This window comes from Streptomyces virginiae, assembly GCF_000720455.1.
Lineage (GTDB): Bacteria > Actinomycetota > Actinomycetes > Streptomycetales > Streptomycetaceae > Streptomyces > Streptomyces virginiae.
Window position 1 is genome coordinate 448456 of sequence record NZ_JOAK01000005.1, and the last position, 16637, is coordinate 465092.

Annotated in this window: 16 protein-coding genes and 2 pseudogenes; all 18 read right to left on the minus strand. The window is 71.7% G+C overall.

The window, feature by feature from the left end; translation table 11 throughout:
* Window positions 1-53: 53 nt before the first annotated feature.
* The 18 genes and pseudogenes from IG86_RS43550 to IG86_RS0111875 all read right to left on the minus strand — a co-directional run bounded on the left by IG86_RS43550 (window position 54) and on the right by IG86_RS0111875 (window position 16537).
* Window positions 54-2030 (minus strand): hypothetical protein, encoded by a 1977-nt coding sequence (locus IG86_RS43550; RefSeq protein ID WP_030896641.1) that lies wholly within the window; start codon window positions 2028-2030, stop codon window positions 54-56.
* 205 nt (window positions 2031-2235) lie between these two features.
* On the minus strand, window positions 2236-2619 hold the full coding sequence (locus IG86_RS0111800; protein WP_030830907.1) for a DUF6113 family protein: 384 nt from the start codon (window positions 2617-2619) through the stop codon (window positions 2236-2238).
* Entirely contained in the window at window positions 2616-3512 is an 897-nt protein-coding gene (gene mshB / locus IG86_RS0111805) for an N-acetyl-1-D-myo-inositol-2-amino-2-deoxy-alpha-D-glucopyranoside deacetylase (protein WP_030830904.1), read from the minus strand. The genes IG86_RS0111800 and mshB overlap by 4 nt, the downstream gene beginning before the upstream one ends.
* Before the next feature lie 85 nt (window positions 3513-3597).
* On the minus strand, window positions 3598-3792 hold the full coding sequence (locus IG86_RS0111810; RefSeq protein ID WP_030036986.1) for a hypothetical protein: 195 nt from the start codon (window positions 3790-3792) through the stop codon (window positions 3598-3600).
* A 360-nt stretch (window positions 3793-4152) separates the two neighbouring features.
* A pseudogene (locus IG86_RS38600) lies at window positions 4153-5129 on the minus strand (ABC transporter ATP-binding protein).
* Window positions 5122-6105, minus strand: coding sequence for an ABC transporter ATP-binding protein (locus IG86_RS0111820; protein ID WP_030830898.1), 984 nt, complete (start codon window positions 6103-6105; stop codon window positions 5122-5124). Before IG86_RS0111820 ends, IG86_RS38600 begins: the two are co-directional and overlap by 8 nt.
* A gap of 12 nt (window positions 6106-6117) precedes the next feature.
* Window positions 6118-7137 (minus strand): ABC transporter permease, encoded by a 1020-nt coding sequence (locus IG86_RS0111825; RefSeq protein ID WP_030830895.1) that lies wholly within the window; start codon window positions 7135-7137, stop codon window positions 6118-6120.
* On the minus strand, window positions 7130-8053 hold the full coding sequence (locus IG86_RS0111830; protein WP_030830893.1) for an ABC transporter permease: 924 nt from the start codon (window positions 8051-8053) through the stop codon (window positions 7130-7132). The genes IG86_RS0111825 and IG86_RS0111830 overlap by 8 nt, the downstream gene beginning before the upstream one ends.
* Window positions 8054-8123: 70 nt before the next feature.
* The gene (locus tag IG86_RS0111835; RefSeq protein WP_030896645.1) at window positions 8124-9755 is read right to left on the minus strand and encodes a peptide ABC transporter substrate-binding protein; all 1632 of its coding nucleotides are present in this window, start codon (window positions 9753-9755) and stop codon (window positions 8124-8126) included.
* A gap of 107 nt (window positions 9756-9862) precedes the next feature.
* Entirely contained in the window at window positions 9863-10789 is a 927-nt protein-coding gene (locus IG86_RS0111840) for a GNAT family N-acetyltransferase (protein ID WP_030896646.1), read from the minus strand.
* A gap of 53 nt (window positions 10790-10842) precedes the next feature.
* Window positions 10843-11829 carry a helix-turn-helix domain-containing protein gene (locus tag IG86_RS0111845; protein WP_051785089.1) on the minus strand — a complete coding sequence of 329 codons (987 nt, stop codon included), beginning with the start codon at window positions 11827-11829 and terminating at the stop codon, window positions 10843-10845.
* A gap of 136 nt (window positions 11830-11965) precedes the next feature.
* A complete protein-coding gene (locus tag IG86_RS45490; RefSeq protein WP_385873646.1) occupies window positions 11966-12631 on the minus strand; it encodes a peptidoglycan-binding domain-containing protein in 666 nt (221 codons plus the stop codon).
* Window positions 12605-12886 (minus strand): annotated as a pseudogene (locus IG86_RS45315) (peptidoglycan-binding domain-containing protein); the annotation flags it as partial. The pseudogene IG86_RS45315 and the gene IG86_RS45490, both read right to left, overlap by 27 nt.
* A 53-nt stretch (window positions 12887-12939) precedes the next feature.
* Window positions 12940-13950 carry a penicillin-insensitive murein endopeptidase gene (locus tag IG86_RS0111855; protein ID WP_051785090.1) on the minus strand — a complete coding sequence of 337 codons (1011 nt, stop codon included), beginning with the start codon at window positions 13948-13950 and terminating at the stop codon, window positions 12940-12942.
* Window positions 13951-14005: 55 nt separating this feature from the next.
* Complete coding sequence (locus IG86_RS0111860; protein ID WP_030896655.1) at window positions 14006-15070, minus strand: peptidoglycan recognition protein family protein; 1065 nt, start codon at window positions 15068-15070, stop codon at window positions 14006-14008.
* A gap of 60 nt (window positions 15071-15130) precedes the next feature.
* On the minus strand, window positions 15131-15544 hold the full coding sequence (locus IG86_RS0111865; RefSeq protein WP_051785091.1) for a DUF2690 domain-containing protein: 414 nt from the start codon (window positions 15542-15544) through the stop codon (window positions 15131-15133).
* A gap of 14 nt (window positions 15545-15558) precedes the next feature.
* The gene (locus tag IG86_RS0111870) at window positions 15559-15984 is read right to left on the minus strand and encodes a DUF2690 domain-containing protein (RefSeq protein WP_051785092.1); all 426 of its coding nucleotides are present in this window, start codon (window positions 15982-15984) and stop codon (window positions 15559-15561) included.
* A gap of 52 nt (window positions 15985-16036) precedes the next feature.
* A complete protein-coding gene (locus IG86_RS0111875) occupies window positions 16037-16537 on the minus strand; it encodes a DUF2690 domain-containing protein (protein ID WP_051785093.1) in 501 nt (166 codons plus the stop codon).
* Window positions 16538-16637: the final 100 nt, after the last annotated feature.

The window sequence follows — 16637 nt, forward strand, 5'->3', positions numbered from 1 at the left end:
CATGACGGTGCCCCCGCCCGGATCCCGGGCGGGGGCACCGTCGATGCCGTGTCTCAGCTGGGGTTGGTGTCGATGACCACGGTCCGCTCGGCCGGGGTCTCGCCGCGCAGGGCCTTGGCGAGCGCGCCGACGACGTCCTGCGGGGTGACCGCCGTCTTGGCGCCGGTACCGCGGGTGATCATGACCCCGTCGAAGGTGTTCCCGTAGGTCGCCTTGAGCGCCTCCAGGTCGAACTTCTCGGTGAGGCGGCCGTCCACGGCCTGCATGCTGAGGATCTTGGGGAGCGACAGCTTGCCGAAGGCGATGGACTTGGTGCCGGCCTTGACGGTGGCGTTGGCGGACATCGCGGGCTCCGCGAACTCCTTCATCGCCCGGTCCAGTTCGGCCTGGTTGATCGACGGTTCCTTGCTGACGGTGGGCAGCTGCAGGACGGCCGCCTTGCCGGTGCCGACCTGATCGCGGAAGGCCTTGGTGACGAGGTCGACGGAACCGTCCACGTCCAGGGTGGTGCCCGCCTTGCCGGGAACGGCGACGGCCTTGCCGGTGTCGAAGGTGATGGTGCCCTCGGTGACGGAGCCCGCCGTGCCGGCGAGTTCCTGGAGCGCGACCGTGAGCTTCTCCTCGTCGACGGGCATCACGGCGTCGGCGACCCGCTCGTTGCCGAGGAGCGAGCCGATGACCGTCACGGGGTTGTAGTCGCTGCCCGCGGCGTTGCGGACCGTGGTCTGGCTGTCCAGGGTCAGGCCGGCCTTGTCGGGCTTCAGCTCGACCGGCTTGCCGCCGACGGTCAGCTGGATCGGGGCCGCGGCGCGGGTGCCGAAGGCCGTCTGGAGCTTCGAGACGGCCTCGTCGCGGCTGCCGCTGATGTCGACGCCGAGGACGGTGGTGCCCTTGGGGACGTCGGAGTGGTTCAGGAGCAGCCCGGCGCCGTAGGCGACGCCGACGAGCGCCACGATGCCGCCGCCGATGAGGACCAGCTTGGAGCGGCCCTTCTTGGCGGGCTTCGCGGCGGTCTTCTTGTCCGCGGGCGGCGTGGGGCGGGGGGCGGCCGGCGCGGGGGCCGGTACGGGGGTCGGCAGCGGGCCGTCCAGGTCCGGACCGGGCCAGCCCGCGGCCTGCGCGGCGGACGGGCCGCCGCCGGCGGGACGGGAGCCGAAGCCGGGGCCGCCGGTGGGGCCTGCGGGGCCGTCGGCCTGGCTGTCGTAGACGGGGAACGCCTCGGTGGACGGGCCGCCGTCGCCGTGGTCGGTCCCGTACGCGGGGAAGCCCTGGGTCGTGCCGACGCCGGGGCCGCCGGGCATCGGGGCCGCCGGGGCGGGCGCCTGCTGCGGGGCGTAGCCCGTGCCGTAGTCGGCGACGGGCGGCGGCGCGGTGGTGCGCGGCGGCGCGTACGCGGCGTCCGGCGCGGGCGGTGCCTGCGTGTGCGGCGGGGGCGCGAAGCCGCCGCCGGTCGTGGGCGGCGCCGGCGTCGGCGTCGCGCCGGGCACCCGCTTGGCGAGCGGCGGCGCCGGGGCGGCCGGCGGCATCTGCGCGGCGGCGGGCGCCGCGGGCGCGGGCGCGGGGGTGGGCGGCTTGCGGGGCGCGAACCAGTTGCTGGCGGCTTCCTCGGCCGGGGCCGTCTCCGGCTCCGGTGCGGCCTCGACACGGGTCGGGCGGGGACCCGGCCGCTGCGGGAGCGGGGGCTCGGCCTGCTGCCCGGGCGCCGGCTCGGGCGGGGTCGGTGCCCCGCCTCCGGACGCGGCGGTGTTGGTGCCCATGGACTTGCGCACGACCACCGGGGGGATCGGCCGCGAACCCGGGATGTTGATCCGGATCCGGGTCGTCAGGGTGGTCTCGGTCTTGGGCCCGTCGGATTCGGGCGTGGACGGATTCGAGGTCACAGGGTTCTCCTCCGGGGCGGTCGCCGCGCCGGGCCCGGGCACAGTCGTGGACGGGTACTGGCCGGTTCCGTACGGCGGCGTACCCGAGGGGTAAGCGGCTCCACCGTGCCCCTTGGGCCCGGAGGACGAACTGTCGGTTTCACGACTCAAGGCAGGTTCTCCCGGTTGGCTCCGCCGCCCGTCATACCGTGCGCGGGCAGCTCGGCGGCCCGTCCACCATACTGGCCGCCGCCCGCGCGCAACTGACTGCCGGGAATCAGGGGTTCCCTTTGGGGCCCGTCAAACCCCCCTGAAGCGCCACGAGAGGCCCCGCCTCCACCGGTCGGCCGGACTCTCTACGAGGTCCGACACCACGTCACTTGACGGGCCGGGAGGCCGAAACCGGCCGATCGGCGGGAAGGGTGATCGTGGCGCACATCACAGCGAGCACCGTTCCACCCAAAAGGTAGGCGTACATCCCGATTCCGGACGAACTGAGGACGAAGTCCCCCTCGGGGCGCGGGAGGCTGAGCATCACGTAGGCGAGGAACCAGCCGACCGCGCCGCCGCCCACCCCGAGGCCGGTCCCGAGGGCGAGCCGGCCGCCGAGGAACAGCCCGAAGAGCGCCAGCAGCGCGAGCAGCAGCCCACCGGGGAACCACAGGTCGACGACCAGCCAGCCGGCCGCGCCGGTCAGCGCGCCCAGCACCAGCAGGCCCAGGCAGCCGGCGATCCGGCCCGCCGTCAGGGTGCCGGTCACGCGTCCACCCCCGCGAAGAGGTCGTGTTCGCGCTCGCCCGCCGCGACGCCCGGCCGGCCCTCGACCAGTTCGTAGTACTCACGGGCGAACAGCGGCTGCGCCAGGTCGTTGGAGAGGGCGAAGAACGGCCCGTCCACGGCGATCTGGGTGGCGTGGGCCCGCATAGCGGCCGTCTTGGCCGCCACGAGGGCCTCGTCGGCGTCGATCTCGGCGGTGATCCGCTCGTCGCCGACGACCCCCGGTACGTCCTGGGGCGAGGCCAGCCCGGGGAAGGACACCCCGTCCCCGGCGGCGCTCAGCCGGGCGAAGCCCTCCTCGACCACCGAGAGCGGGACGCGGTTCCAGTAGATCTTCCCGATGGTGTGGGGATCCCCGAGGTCGCGCCGGTAGGCCTTCTCCGCGGCCAGTTCGGCGGCGCGCATGGCGACCCGGTGGGCCTGGATGTGGTCCGGATGCCCGTAGCCGCCGTCGGGGTCGTAGGTGACGAGCACCTGCGGGCGCAGCTCCCGGATCACCTCCACGAGGTACGCGGCGGCCTCGTCCACGTCGGCGGACCAGAAGGCCTCCGGGCGGCGGTTCTGCGGGGCGCCCATCATCCCGGAGTCGCGGTAGCGGCCGGGGCCGCCGAGGAACCGGTGGTCGTGGACGCCGAGTTCGGCCATGGCCGCGGCGAGCTCGCCGATGCGGTGGGCGCCGAGGGTGTCGTCGCGGTCGGCCGTCAGGTGGCCGAGGGCGGGCGGGATGACCTCACCCTCCTCGCCCAGGGTGCAGGTCACCAACGCGACGTGGGCGCCCTGGGCCGCGTACTTGGCCATGGTGACGCCGTTGTTGATCGACTCGTCGTCCGGGTGCGCGTGCACGAAGAGCAGACGACGGGCGGGAAGACCGTTCATGGGCCTAGCGTAGGGGGTGCCCCGCGCCGGACCCGGCCTGCCCGCCCCGCCCGGCGGGCCCCGGCGGCGGCCGCCGGGACGCCCGTCAGAACTTGATGCCGCTGATCATGCTCGCCACGTTCGAGGTGAGCTGGCTGAGGGTCGGGGCGATGGTGGAACTCGCCAGGTAGAAGCCGAGGAGCACACAGACCACCGCGTGTCCCGCCTTCAGGCCCGCGCGGCGGACCAGCAGGAAGACGATGATCGCCAGCAGCACCACGGCAGAGATCGAGAGTGCCACGGCGTTTCACCTCCACGTCGAGCGGACATCGGTACGCGCATTCGTGCTCGGCGAGAGTCATACCCACCGTGCGCTACGGATCATAACTATCCGTGCCAGCGCATCGATCGAAATCCGGCAGCACAAGGGGCGCATGCCGCGCACGGTCGGGGTCACGCAAAGGCCGGCCGGGGGGCGTTTACGCCCCCCGGCCGGCTGTCGGCACCCGCACGGCCGCACTGCACCCAGCCTGCATGCCCCAGATCTCGGGGCAGAAACGGTCAAGTTGCCTGTAGGTAAACCGAGTTGACGTGGCGGGTCAGTGCCCGCAAGCGGAACGCGGCGGGTGGCCGGAAATCATCGGTCGGTGGGGTGCGCGTCTCAGTCCTTGTGCAGTCCCCCGGGCCGGTCGGTCTCGTCCGGCGGCACGTGCGGGACCACCCGCTTCTCCGCCGCGAAGTGACACGCCGAAGGATGCGCCGCCGGACCGGAGGGGAAGACCTCCGGGACCGCGAGCAGCGGGACCTCCGTCGCGCAGCGGTCCTGGGCCTTCCAGCAGCGGGTGCGGAAGCGGCAGCCCGACGGCGGGTTGGCCGGGGACGGGACGTCGCCGGAGAGGATGATCCGCTCGCGGTGGGCGCGGGCCTGCGGGTCGGGGACCGGCACGGCCGAAAGCAGCGCCTGCGTGTACGGGTGGGTCGGGTGCTCGTAGATCTGGCTGTCGGTGCCGATCTCGACGATCCGGCCGAGGTACATGACGCCGACCCGGTCGGAGATGTGCCGGACGATCGAGAGGTCGTGCGCGATGAACACGTAGGACAGCCCGAACTCGTCCTGGAGCTTCTCCAGCAGGTTGACGACCTGCGCCTGGACGGAGACGTCCAGGGCGGAGACCGGCTCGTCGGCGACGATGATCTCGGGCTGGAGGGCGAGGCCGCGGGCGATGCCGATGCGCTGGCGCTGGCCGCCGGAGAACTGGTGCGGGTAGCGGTTGATGTACTCCGGGTTCAGACCGACGACGTCCAGCAGCTCCTGGACGCGCCCGCGGCGCGAGCCCTTGGGGGCCACCTCGGGGTGGATCTCGTACGGCTCCCCGATGATGTCGCCGACCGTCATGCGCGGGTTGAGCGAGGTGTACGGGTCCTGGAACACCATCTGGATGTTGCGGCGCACGGCCTTCAGCGCGCGGACTTGCCGCAGCCGGACTCGCCCACGATGCCCAGCGTCTCGCCGGCGTGCAGGTCGAAGGAGACCCCGTCGACGGCCTTGACCGCCCCGACCTGCCTCTTGAAGAGGATGCCCTGGGTGAGCGGGTAGTGCTTGGCCAGGTCCTTCACTTCGAGGAGGGGCTCAGCCATGGAGGCACTCCTTCCAGAAGTGGCATGCGCTGGACCGCGGCACGGGCGACTCCGTCACCGGGTACAGCGGCGGGACGTCGCTGCGGCAGACGTCCTGCGCCATCGGGCAGCGCGGGTTGAAGGCGCAGCCGGGCGGGATGCGCAGCAGGTTGGGCGGCAGGCCCTTGATCGCATACAGCTCCTGGCCCTTCTGGTCCAGGCGCGGGATGGAGTCCAGCAGGCCGCGCGTGTACGGGTGCGCGGGCGCCTTGTAGATCTCGTGGACGGGGGCCGCCTCGACGATCCGGCCCGCGTACATGACCGCGATCTTGTCGGCGACGTCCGCGACCACGCCGAGGTCGTGGGTGATCAGGATGAGGCCCATGTTGAGCTCCCGCTGGAGCTCGGCCAGCAGGTCCATCACCTGGGCCTGGACGGTGACGTCCAGGGCGGTCGTCGGCTCGTCCGCGATGATCAGCGAGGGCTCCAGGGCCAGCGCCATGGCGATCATGATGCGCTGGCGCATGCCGCCGGAGAACTGGTGCGGGTAGTCCCCCACCCGCTGTTTCGCCGCGGGGATGCGCACCCGGTCCATCAGTTCGACGGCCTTGGCCCGGGCTTCCTTGCGGGACGTGCCGCGGTGGACCTCGTACATCTCGCCGAGCTGGGCGCCGACGGTCAGCACCGGGTTGAGGGAGGACAGCGCGTCCTGGAAGATCATCGCCATCTCGGCGCCGCGGATCCTGCGCCGTTCGTCCTCCTTCATCTTCAGCAGGTCGCGGCCCTTGAAGAGGATCTCGCCGCCGGCGATCCGGCCCGGCGGCACGTCCAGGATCCCCATCACGGCCTGGGCGGTCACCGACTTGCCGGAGCCCGACTCGCCGAGCACGGCGAGCGTCTCGCCCTCGTCCACCGAGTAGTGGACTCCGTTGACCGCCTTCGCGACTCCGTCGCGCGTCTTGAATTCCACGTGCAGGTCGCGGACCTCGAGCAGCATGTGCGGGGCTCCTCAGCGCAGCTTGGGGTCGAGGGCGTCGCGCACCGCGTCGCCGAGCATGATGAAGGCGAGCACCGTGATGCTGAGCGCGCCCGCGGGCCAGAGCAGCATGTGCGGGGCGTTGCGGATCTGCGAGGCCGCGTTGGAGATGTCGATGCCCCAGGAGACGGTGGGCGGGCGCAGGCCGACGCCGAGGAAGGACAAGGTCGCCTCCAGGGCGATGTACGTGCCGAGCGCGATCGTGGCGACGACGATGACGGGGGCCACGGCGTTGGGCGCCACGTGCCGCAGCAGCATCCGGGCGTTGCCGGCGCCCAGGGCCCGGGCCGCCTGGACGTAGTCGTTCTGTTTGGCGGTGATCACCGAGCCGCGGGCGATGCGGGCGATCTGCGGCCAGCCCAGGAGCACGATGAAGCCGACCACGGGCCAGACGGTGGTGCTGGTGACGACGGACAGGAAGACCAGGCCGCCGAGGACGACGGGGATGCCGAAGAAGATGTCGGCGACCCGGGAGAGCAGGGAGTCGCCCCAGCCGCCGAAGAAGCCGGCGAGGCCGCCGAGGGCGGAGCCCAGCAGGGCGGCGCCGAGGGTGGCGCAGACGCCGACGGTGATGGAGGCGCGGGCTCCGTAGACGGTGCGGGTGTAGACGTCGCAGCCCTGGGTGTCGTAGCCGAAGGGGTGGCCGGGGGCGGAGCCCTGTTGGGACTTGGAGAGGTCGCACTGGAGGGGGTCGCCGCTCGCGATGAGCTGCGGCCAGATCGCGATGACGACGAGGAAGAGGATCAGAGCTGCGGAGAGGATGAAGACGGGGTTGCGGCGCAGCTGGTGCCAGGCGTCGGACCACAGGGAGCGGGCCCGCTCCCTGGGTCCGGACGCGCCCGGTCCGGCGCTCTTCTCGATGCCTTCGACGCTCTCGGCCTCGTCGAGCGCGAGATCCATGGGTCCCCCCTGGCCCGTGGGCGAGACGGCTTCCTTGGGGCGGGGGCCGACCGGGTCGTAGCCGGCCGGTTCGGGGCGCTCGGGATCAGGCATAACGGATCCTCGGGTCCAGGACCGCGTAGAGCAGGTCGACGAGCAGGTTCGCCAGCAGGAAGACGATGACGAGGATGGTCACGAAGCCGACGACCGTGGGCGAGTTGTTGCGCAGGATGCCCTGGTAGAGCTGGTAGCCGACGCCGTGGATGTTGAAGATCCGCTCGGTGACGATGGCGCCGCCCATCAGGGCGCCGATGTCGGTCCCGATGAAGGTGACCACCGGAATCAGGGAGTTGCGCAGCAGGTGGCGGGTGACGACCCGGCGGCGGGGCAGGCCCTTGGCGGTGGCGGTGCGGACGTAGTCGGCCTTGACGTTCTCGGCGATGGAGGTGCGGGAGAGGCGCGTGACGTAGGCGAGGGAGACCAGCGCGAGGACGATGCCGGGCAGGATCAGCTCGTTGAGGGGTGCGTCCGGGGAGACGGTGGGCCGCACCCAGCCCCATTGGACGCCGAAGAGGAACTGGAGCAGGTAGCCCGTCACGAAGGTGGGCACCGAGATGACGACGAGGGTGAGCACGAGCACGGAGGTGTCGACGGTCCTGCCGCGGCGCAGGCCGCTGATCACGCCGAGGGTGATGCCGATGACGACCTCGAAGAAGATCGCGACGAGGGTCAGGCGCAGGGTGACGGGGAAGGCGCTGGCCATCAGCTCGGTGACGGACTGCCCGTTGAAGGCGGTGCCGAAGTCGCCCTGGAAGATCTGCCCCATGTAGTGGAGGTACTGCTTCCACAGGGGCTGGTCGAGGTAGAGGTCCTTGCGGATGCGGGCGGCGGTGGCCGGGTCGGGGGCTTTGTCACCGAAGAGGGCAGCGACCGGGTCACCGAGCGCGTACACCATGAAGAAGATCAGGAACGTGCTGCCGATGAACACCGGGATCATCTGGAGCAGCCGCCGGATCACATAACGTCCCATGGAGTGCTCCATGCTGTTGGCGGGCGCGGCGGGCCCCCCGCGGTGCGGGGGGCCGGGATCCGGGTGGGGGTCAGATCACCTTGATCTGGTCGTAGACGGGGACGCTGAACTGGTTGAGGGCCACGTCCTCCAGGCGCTCGGAGTAGCCGGCGCTGCCGTTCTGGTACCAGAGCGGGATGGACGGCATCTGCTCGGCGAGGATCTTCTCCGACTCCTGGAAGCTGGTGATCGCCTTGGCGGCGTCGCTCTCCTGGTTCGCCCGGTCGATGAGGGCGTCGAACTCCTTGTTGCTGAACTTCCCGTAGTTGGAGGAGGCACCGGTGTAGTAGAGCGGCTGCAGGAAGTTCTGGATCAGCGGGTAGTCGGCCTGCCAGCCGGAGCGGAAGGGGCCGGTCAGCTTGTAGCTGCTCTGCTGGTTGCGGAAGTCGGCGAAGGTGCCGACCGGGTTGACCGTGCAGACCGGGCCCTCCCCCAGCGCGTTGTTGACGCTGTTGCAGACGGCGTCCATCCAGTCGCGGTGCGAGCCGGTGTCCACGTTGGAGGTCAGCGTGACCTTGCCTCCGGGGAGTCCGCCGCCCTCCTGGATGAGCTTCTTGGCCTCGGCCGGGTCGTAGACGCAGGCGTCGCCGCAGGCGGTGGCGGAGAAGCCGCCCTTCTCGCCGAGCGCCGGCGAGGTCCAGTCCTTCGCGGGCGTCCGGGTCTCCCGGAAGATCTGCTTGGTGATCTCGTCGCGGTTGATGGCCCGCGAGATGCCCTGGCGGACCTTCTCCGTGCCGGGCTTGCTCCACTGCGGGTCGTACAGCGGGAAGGTGAGGGTCTGGATGATCAGGGCCGGCTGGTTGATGTACCGGTCGCCGAGGTCGTTCTTGACGTTCTTCAGCTGCTGGGCCGGGACGTCGTCGACGAGGTCGAGGTTGCCGGAGATCAGGTCGGTGTAGGCGGTGTTGTTGTCGGTGTAGACCTTCAGGTCCACGCCGCCGTTCTGCGCCTTGTCCTCACCGGGGTACGCGTCCCACTTGCGCAGCTTCATCCCGGTGCCCTTGCTGTACGAGTCCACCAGGTACGGGCCGTTGCCGACGGGCTTGTCCAGCCAGGCGGTGTGGTCGGTGAAGAAGGCCTTGGGCAGCGGCGAGAAGGCCTGGTAGCCGAGGGTCTCGGGCCAGGTGGAGAACTTGTTCTTGAGGGCGACGGTGAAGGTCTTGGGGTCCTTGACCACCAGACCGGACATCGTCTTGGCCTTGGGCTCGCCGGACGCCGGGTGCACGTCGTCGTAGCCGACGATGTCGGAGAAGAACGGCGCGTTGTTCTGCTTGTTGCGCACGTCCGCGCCGTAGTTCCAGGCGTCCACGAAGGACTGCGCGGTGACGGGCTCGTCGTTGCTGAACTTCCAGCCGTCCTTCAGCGTGACGGTGAAGTTCTGACTGTCCGTCGTCTGGATGGACTCGGCGAGCATGTTCTTGGCCTCGCCGGTCTTGGGGTCGTAGCGCTTGAGGCCGCGGAAGAGCATGTCGAGGACCTTGCCGCCCTGCACCTCATTGGTGTTGGCGGGCTCCAGCGGGTTCTGCGGGTCACCCCACGACGAGCTGACGATCCCCGCTTCGCCACCACCTCCGCCGCTGTCGCTCCCGCCGCCGCAGGCCGTCGCCACGAGGGCGACGGCCACTGCACCTGCGGCCCACTTGGCGTGGGTGGCTCCGCGCATGGAGTGCCTCCTATGGCTCCCAAGACTCACTTAGGGGCCAATGTCACCCTATGTGCGGTCCCCCACACGCATGGTTGGACCGATTGCACCCGCGCGTCACGCCCCTGTCACCCCTGGGGGTGCAAAGCCAGCTCCCATGCGTCGACGCCGTAGTGCAGGGCCATGCCGTGCGCCTCGTAGAGCGCGAGTGCGCCGGTGGCGTTGTGGGTGTCCACGCCGAGGCCGATGGTGTCGCGGCCGCGCGCCGCGTAGGCGGCGAAGCCGTGGCGCAGCAGGAAGCCGCCGACGCCCCGGCCGCGCACGTCCTTGCGTACGCCTATGTGGCTGATCCAGGCCATGCTCGTCCGGTCGTCCCGGGTGAGCAGTACGGCCACGTCGCCCTCGTCGGGCAGGCTCGCGATCCAGACCAGCGACCAGTCGAGCGCCCGGCCCTCGATGTGGTCCAGCCAGGTCTCGTACGGGCGGTCCACATGGCCGAAGTGGGCGGCGAAGGTCTCCTCGACCAGGGCGTGGACCCGGTGGCGGTCGGCCTCGTCCTCGCCGCACGGGCGCAGGACGAGTCCGGCGGGCGGGGTGGGCGCGGAGTCGGCGGCCGCGGACAGGGAGCGCGTCATGACCTGGTAGCGGCGGACGGTGCGGTAGCCGCGCCCGGAGAGGAGGGCGAGGTCGATGGTGGGTGCCACGTTGAGCTGGATCTTGAGGGTGCCCGTCCCGCCGGTGATCTCGCGGGCCCGCGCCTCCATGCGTTCCAGCAGCAGCGTCGCGGCCTCGTCGTGGCCGGGCAGGACGTAGTGGTCCCCGTCGACGCGGCCGGGTCCGGAGTCGGCCCAGACCATGGCGTAGGCCAGGAGCCGGCCGCCCTCGAAGGCGAGCCAGGAATCGGTGGCCAGGTCCACGTCGGGGGCGTTGAGGTCGGACTCGACGGTGCCGAGGTCGGTTTCGGGCCGGCCGATCTCGATCATGTCCACGGCGTTGAGCAGGGCGCAGATGTCGGTGGCGTCCCCGGGACCGGCGGGCCGTACGGTGATGGTCATTGCGTCACTCTCGGGCCCGGGATCCCGGGGTCGCAACCGGTTTGCGCGACAGGTCAGGGCAGGACCGCCCCGAGGGGCGAGCACTCGGACTCCTGGTACCGGGGTATCTGACCGCAGATGATCACCGAGTCGGGCGGTGCGTCCGCGCTGACGGCCAGCATCCGGGTGTAGGTGTCGTTGTCCACGCGGATCGTGGCCGACTCCTCCCGGCCGCCCTTGTCCTTGATCGTGACGGAGTCCCCCACCGTCCCGTTCTCGATCCGTCCCCAGACGGCCCGGCAGGCGGCGCTGTAGCGGAGCTGGATCTTCAGCCCGCGCAGCCACGTCTCCCGGACCGTGGTCCCGTCCCACTGGCAGTCCATCGCCTGGGGCTCACGCCGCAGACAGGTGTCCGCGGAGCAGGCCGGCGGCCGCGGGGACGACGCCCGGGCGGCGGCCGCGGATCCGGAGGGCTGGGCGCCGGCCCGGCTGGAGTCGGCGGCCGCGCCTCCGCCGGGACCGCCGCCGATGACGACGGTGGCGATGCTGCCCACCAGGGCCCCGGCGACGACCAGCGCCGCCGTCCGGGCGTGGCCCCTCCACTCCCGCAGCCGCGGGCGGCGGGCCGGGGCGGCCGAGGGGGCCTGCGGTGCGTGGGCGGTCGCGGGCACGTTCGCCGGCCCGGTCGTGGTCGCGGGCACCGGCGCCGGCGAGGACGTGTGCGTGGACGCGGGCCGCGCGGCGGGTTCCGGCGCCGGGTGCGGGGCCGCCGCCTGCTGCAGCCGGGCCGCGCGGAGCTCCTCGTACGCGGTGGCCTTCGCCAGCAGCGTGAGCAGGACGTCGGCGTCGGCTCCCGTGGCGGCGGCGAACTCCTCGACGGCGACCGTGGTCGGCAGCTGTTTGCCGTTGAGGAACCTCTCCCAGGAGGAGCGGCTGTAGTGCGTCTTTTCGGCCAGCTTGCCGTAGCTGAGCCTGGCTTCCTCCTTCATCCCGCGCATTGCCTCCGCGAGCTGTTCTCTGAACGGCGGCGAGCCGCCGTCGCCCCCCTTGTCGACCACCATCTGGTGTACCTCGGTCCCCTGCTGATCCAATACTGCGTACTGAACGGGGAGGGTACATCGCCTCTGGAAACGACGGCCGGGGCACCCGAGTCGGACTCGGATGCCCCGTAAATCCGTGCACTATCCAGCCAATTGCTCAGTTGAGGAAGGTCACGTCCCAGTGGCTGCTCTCGCGGGCGTAGACGTTGCCCGAGGGCGCCGTGTAGAGCGCCGCGCCGTCGCCGCGGGTGCCGGTGCGCGGGAAGGTGCCGGTGATGTAGTTGCTCAGGCAGCCGGTGGGGCTGAAGTCGAGCTTGTAGCCGTTCCAGTGGCTGTACGTGCCGCCCGCGTGGCCGGTCTCCGAGCCGCCGGTGATGGTCAGCGCGCAGTTGGAGGCGCGGCGCAGGGCGACCGCGCCGTCGGCGGAGGCGCGGCGCAGGCCGTCGAAGGAGGTGCAGCTGGTGCTGTTGCGGTTGGAGCAGTTGCCCGACGAGGTCCAGCCGATGCCCGCGGCGTTGAAGATCGCGGCGGCCTGGGAGTGGGTCAGCACGGTGCTGGTGCCGCCGCCGTTGCTGCCGGAGGAGCCGGTGACCAGGGCCTGCCAGGTGTCGGGGCCGATGACGCCGTCGGCGTCCAGGCCCTTGGAGGACTGGAAGCTCTTCACCTTGGCGTCGGTGCCGTCGCCGAAGTCGCCGTCGACGGCCAGTCCGTATCCGTAGCGGTTGAGCTGGACCTGGGCCGCCTTGACGGCCGGGCCGTTCGCTCCCTTGCCGACCGTGACGATCAGCCTGGACCAGGTGTCGCCGCCGACGATGCCGTCCACCGGGGACAGGCCGTTCGCGCTCTGGAAGGCCTTCACCTTGGCCTCGGTGCCGTCGCCGAAGTCGCCGTCGGCGCCGGTGCTGTGGCCGCGGGCGGTCAGCAGCTGCTGGATCGTCGTGACCTGGGCACCGGTGGCGCCCTTCCTGACCAGGGGCCAGTCGGCGGCCTGCGCGGCGGGGGCGGTGAGCAGGCCCGCCACGAGGGCGGCCAGCAGGGTGGCGAACAGTGCGGCCGCCATGCCCGGGAGTCTTCTCATTGCGTGTTCCTCTTCCTTTGCCTCTGCCTCTGCGGGGATCTCGGACTGCGGCTTCAGCACTGGTAGCTGCTGTTCGGGTGGACCGGTTCGCAGTAGCGGATGTGCAGGTGGTTGTCGTGGTTCGGGTACTGGACCGTCAGTCCCTCGGCGATCAGCTGGGGGTCGTTGAAGTAGACGAACTTGACGTGTCCGGGGGCGGCCGCGCGCAGCGCCTTGACCAGCTCGCGGGTCGCGGCGCGGTCGTAGGAGGCGGACTCCCAGGTGATGCGGGAGCCGGTGCACTGCGCCGAGTCCGTGCGGGCCGGCCAGAGGTCGGCGTCGAGGCCCGCCTGGTGGCTGGCGTGGCCGTTGATGGACCCGCCGTGCTCGAAGGCGATGTCACCGACCGGCAGCCTGCCGTTGCCGGTGGCGGCGAACGCCCGGGCCGCTGCTTCGAGCTGGGCCACGGCGGCGGCCGTGCCCCAGTCGGCGGAGGCGTTGCCGTCGGGGCTCTGGTTGCACAGGGTGCCCGCGGTGTAGTCGGCGTACTCGTAGTGCCAGAGCAGGTGGGTCCACGTGCCCTGGCCGACGATGCCGTCGGCGCCGAGGCCGGCGTGGCCCTGGAAGGTGCGGACGGCCGCGGCGGTGCCGGGGCCGAAGGCGCCGTCGACCGTCAGGCCGGCGCCGCGCTTGGCGTTGAGCAGGTACTGGACGGCCTTGACGGCCTCACCGCTGTCACCCTCGCGCACGGTGACGACCAGTGCCTGCCAGGTGCCGGGGCCGACGATGCCGTCGGCGTCCAGGCCCTTCGCGCTCTGGAACTCGCGCACGGCGGTGTCGGTGCCGGCTCCGAACACCCCGTCCGCGGTGAGGTTCCCGCCCCGCGCGTTGAGGAGGTGCTGGAGGGCGACGACGTCCGAGCCGCGGTTGCCCTTGCTCTGCGTCGGGACGAAGGCGCCGGGCAGCGCGTGGGCGGGCGCCCCCAGGCCGATCAGCAGCGAGAGGACGGCGGCGAGGAGGACCGCCCAGCGGGTGGCGGGCGTCCGGGACCGTGTGGAGGCCGGTGGCCGGGTGGTCGACGGCATGACGGTGCGCTTCTCCTGTCGGTGGGGGTGGTGGGGAGGGCGGGGCGTACGGGGGTCAGCCGAGCAGTCGGCTGAAGGTGCGGGCGTCCGCGACGCCGTCCGCGGGAAGGCCGGTGGTGTTCTGGAAGGCGGTCACCGCTGCGCCCGTCCCGGGGCCGAAGGCGCCGGTCGGGACGCCGCGCGCGGTCAGCAGGAGCTGTACGGCCTTCACGGCTTCGCCGGTGTCGCCCTGGCGGACGGGGGCGACGAGCTGGTGCCAGGTCTGGTTGCCGGCGTAGCCGTCGGCGGTCGCGGTCACCAGGGTCTGGAAGTCGCGCACGGCCTTCTCCGTGGCCGGCCCGAACGCCCCGTCGGCGGTGATCGCCGCGCCCCGCTTGGCGAGCAGGTGCTGCAGCGCCCGCACCCGGTCGCCCGAGTCGCCGGCTCGCAGCAGCGGCCACACGGGGGCGGTGGCGTCGCCGCCGATGCGGGCGGCCACGTCGCGGCGCAGCCGGGGCAGCATCGCGTACAGCCGGTCCCCCGGGCAGGCGGTGGCGTTGAAGTCCCGGTGCCCGTAGATCTGGTAGGCCCGCAGTCCGTACTGGCGGCAGATGTGCGCGCACAGTTCGACCAGCGCCGCGTACTGGCTGCTGCCGGGCTCGACGGTGGTGTAGGTGCCCTCGTTCTCGATGCCGATGGCCACGGTGTTCTGGCCGGCGCAGTGCGCCGCCTCGACGGTGTGGGCGCCGTCCTGGAGCGCGGCCAGGCTGTTGTGCCGGCCTTCCATGACGTGGGCGCCGCGGCTGACGGTGAAGTGCTGGCCCGTGTCGATCCAGTGGTTCGTGTCCATGGCCCAGTTCTGCATGGACCGGGCGAGGGCGAAGGCCTGGGCCTGGCCGAGGTCGGTGACGTTCGGCGTCGCCGTGTGATGCACGATGATCTTCTGCGGCGGTGCGGTGAGGATCTTGACGGGGCCGGCCGATGGACGGGCGCCCCAGGCGGAGCAGTCGGCGATCGCCGGCCCGGAGGCGGCCCGGGCCAGGCCGGCACCGCCGAGCGGGAACGCCGCGGCCGCCCCGAGGACGAGACCGCCCTTGAGCAGGGCACGGCGGTGGGGACGCGGTCCTTCGACCGGGTTCATGTGGGGTTCCTTCGCTGTTCCGGGGTGGCGAGGTGCGGTGCGGGACTTTGCGGACGCGACCTAGTACCAGTCGGTGCAGGAGTAGCCGAACTCGCGCTGCTCGCAGGCTTGGGCGGTGATGTCCAGGTCGTTGACCATCCGGGTGAACACCGTGCCGTTGCCGCCGTAGTACGCCGAGTGGGAGGCGCCCTGGGAGTTGGCGACCTTGATGTCGGTGTCGAAGGAGGCGCCGGAGGTCTTGCGGGCCCAGGCGGCCCTGCAGGAGGGGCTGTAGCGCAGCTCGACGCCCCAGCTCGCGGTCTTCACCGTGCGGGCGTCGTTCTGGCAGGTGGTGGTGGAGGGGTCCTTGCCGGTGCAGGTGCTGCCGAGGCAGGAGGTCGCGGCGGACGCCGGGGACGAGGCCATCAGCAGGCCCGAAGCGGCGAGGGCGCATGCGGACGCGGCGGTGGCGAGCTTGCGGAGGAGGGGATTCACGGGCAGGACACCCCCTAGTACCAGGCGGTGTAGGAGTACTGGGCGCCGCCGTTCTTGAAGCCGGCGGCGCGGGCGAGGACGTCCTTGTCGTTGACCATGCGCGTGTAGACGGTGGCGCCGGTCGTGGTGACGGAGTAGGTGGCACCCTGGTTGTTCTCGATCTGGACCTTCAGGGGCTCCGTCGTGCCCCCGGCGCCCTGCCAACGGGCCCATGCGGCACGGCAGCTGGGGCTGTAGCGCAGTTCGACGTTGAGCCAGCCGTCCCAGTACACGGTCTTGGCGTCGTTCTGGCAGGTGGTGGCGGCCGGGTCCTTGCCGGTGCACGTGCTGCCGAGGCAGGAGGTGGCGGCGGACGCCGGCGTGGAGGCGAACAGCAGGCCGGAGGCGGCCAGCGCCAGGACCGGTCCGGTGGGGGCGAGTTTGCGGGCGGTGATGCTCAAGGAAGGCTCCGTGGGCGGGTGTTGGGGCGGGGCGGGACCGTGCGGATATGGCCTAGGGAGTGTCCGCAAAGTAGCGTCGGCCGCCCGGAGGGCGGGCGCGGCGGGGTCCGGTGCGTGCGATCGCAAGGCGGAGGAGGGAGCCGATGCGGCAGGCGTAGCCGCCGTCGTCGGTGGCGCAGGCGCGGGAGACGATGTCCTTGTCGTTCACCATGCGCGTCCAGACCGCGCCACCGCCGCCGCCGTTGAAGCGGGTGCTGTAGGCGTTGCCCTGGGAGTTCTCGACCTTGATGGTGTGCACCCAGTCGGTGCCGCCCGGGTAGCGGGCCCACGCGGCCCGGCAGGACGGGCTGTAGCGCAGCTCGGTGCCGAGGATGGAGGTCGTGACGGTCTTGGCGTCGTTCTGGCAGGTGGTGGTGGACGGGTCCTTGCCCGTGCAGGTGCTGCCGAGGCAGGACGTCGCGGCGGACGCCGGGGTCGAGGCCATGAACAGGCCCGAAGCGGCCAGCACCAGCGCCGAACCGGCGGTGGCGAATCTGCGGGCGTACGTCTTCAAAGCGGCTCCCGTGTCTGGTGGTTGGGCGGCGGACGGTGTCCCGCCGCGGCAAACACTCCCAGGCCCGCGGTCCCGTCCCGGCTGTCCCGCCCACCCCGGG

Coding starts and splice junctions, on each gene's coding strand:
- mshB (WP_030830904.1), bottom strand. CDS start 3,512: ATGAACGGTCTTCCCGCCCGTCGTCTGCTCTTCGTGCACGCGCACCCG.
- IG86_RS0111820 (WP_030830898.1), bottom strand. CDS start 6,105: ATGCTGCTCGAGGTCCGCGACCTGCACGTGGAATTCAAGACGCGCGAC.
- IG86_RS0111825 (WP_030830895.1), bottom strand. CDS start 7,137: ATGCCTGATCCCGAGCGCCCCGAACCGGCCGGCTACGACCCGGTCGGC.
- IG86_RS0111830 (WP_030830893.1), bottom strand. CDS start 8,053: ATGGGACGTTATGTGATCCGGCGGCTGCTCCAGATGATCCCGGTGTTC.
- IG86_RS0111835 (WP_030896645.1), bottom strand. CDS start 9,755: ATGCGCGGAGCCACCCACGCCAAGTGGGCCGCAGGTGCAGTGGCCGTC.
- IG86_RS0111840 (WP_030896646.1), bottom strand. CDS start 10,789: ATGACCATCACCGTACGGCCCGCCGGTCCCGGGGACGCCACCGACATC.
- IG86_RS0111845 (WP_051785089.1), bottom strand. CDS start 11,829: ATGGTGGTCGACAAGGGGGGCGACGGCGGCTCGCCGCCGTTCAGAGAA.
- IG86_RS0111855 (WP_051785090.1), bottom strand. CDS start 13,950: ATGCCGTCGACCACCCGGCCACCGGCCTCCACACGGTCCCGGACGCCC.
- IG86_RS0111860 (WP_030896655.1), bottom strand. CDS start 15,070: ATGAACCCGGTCGAAGGACCGCGTCCCCACCGCCGTGCCCTGCTCAAG.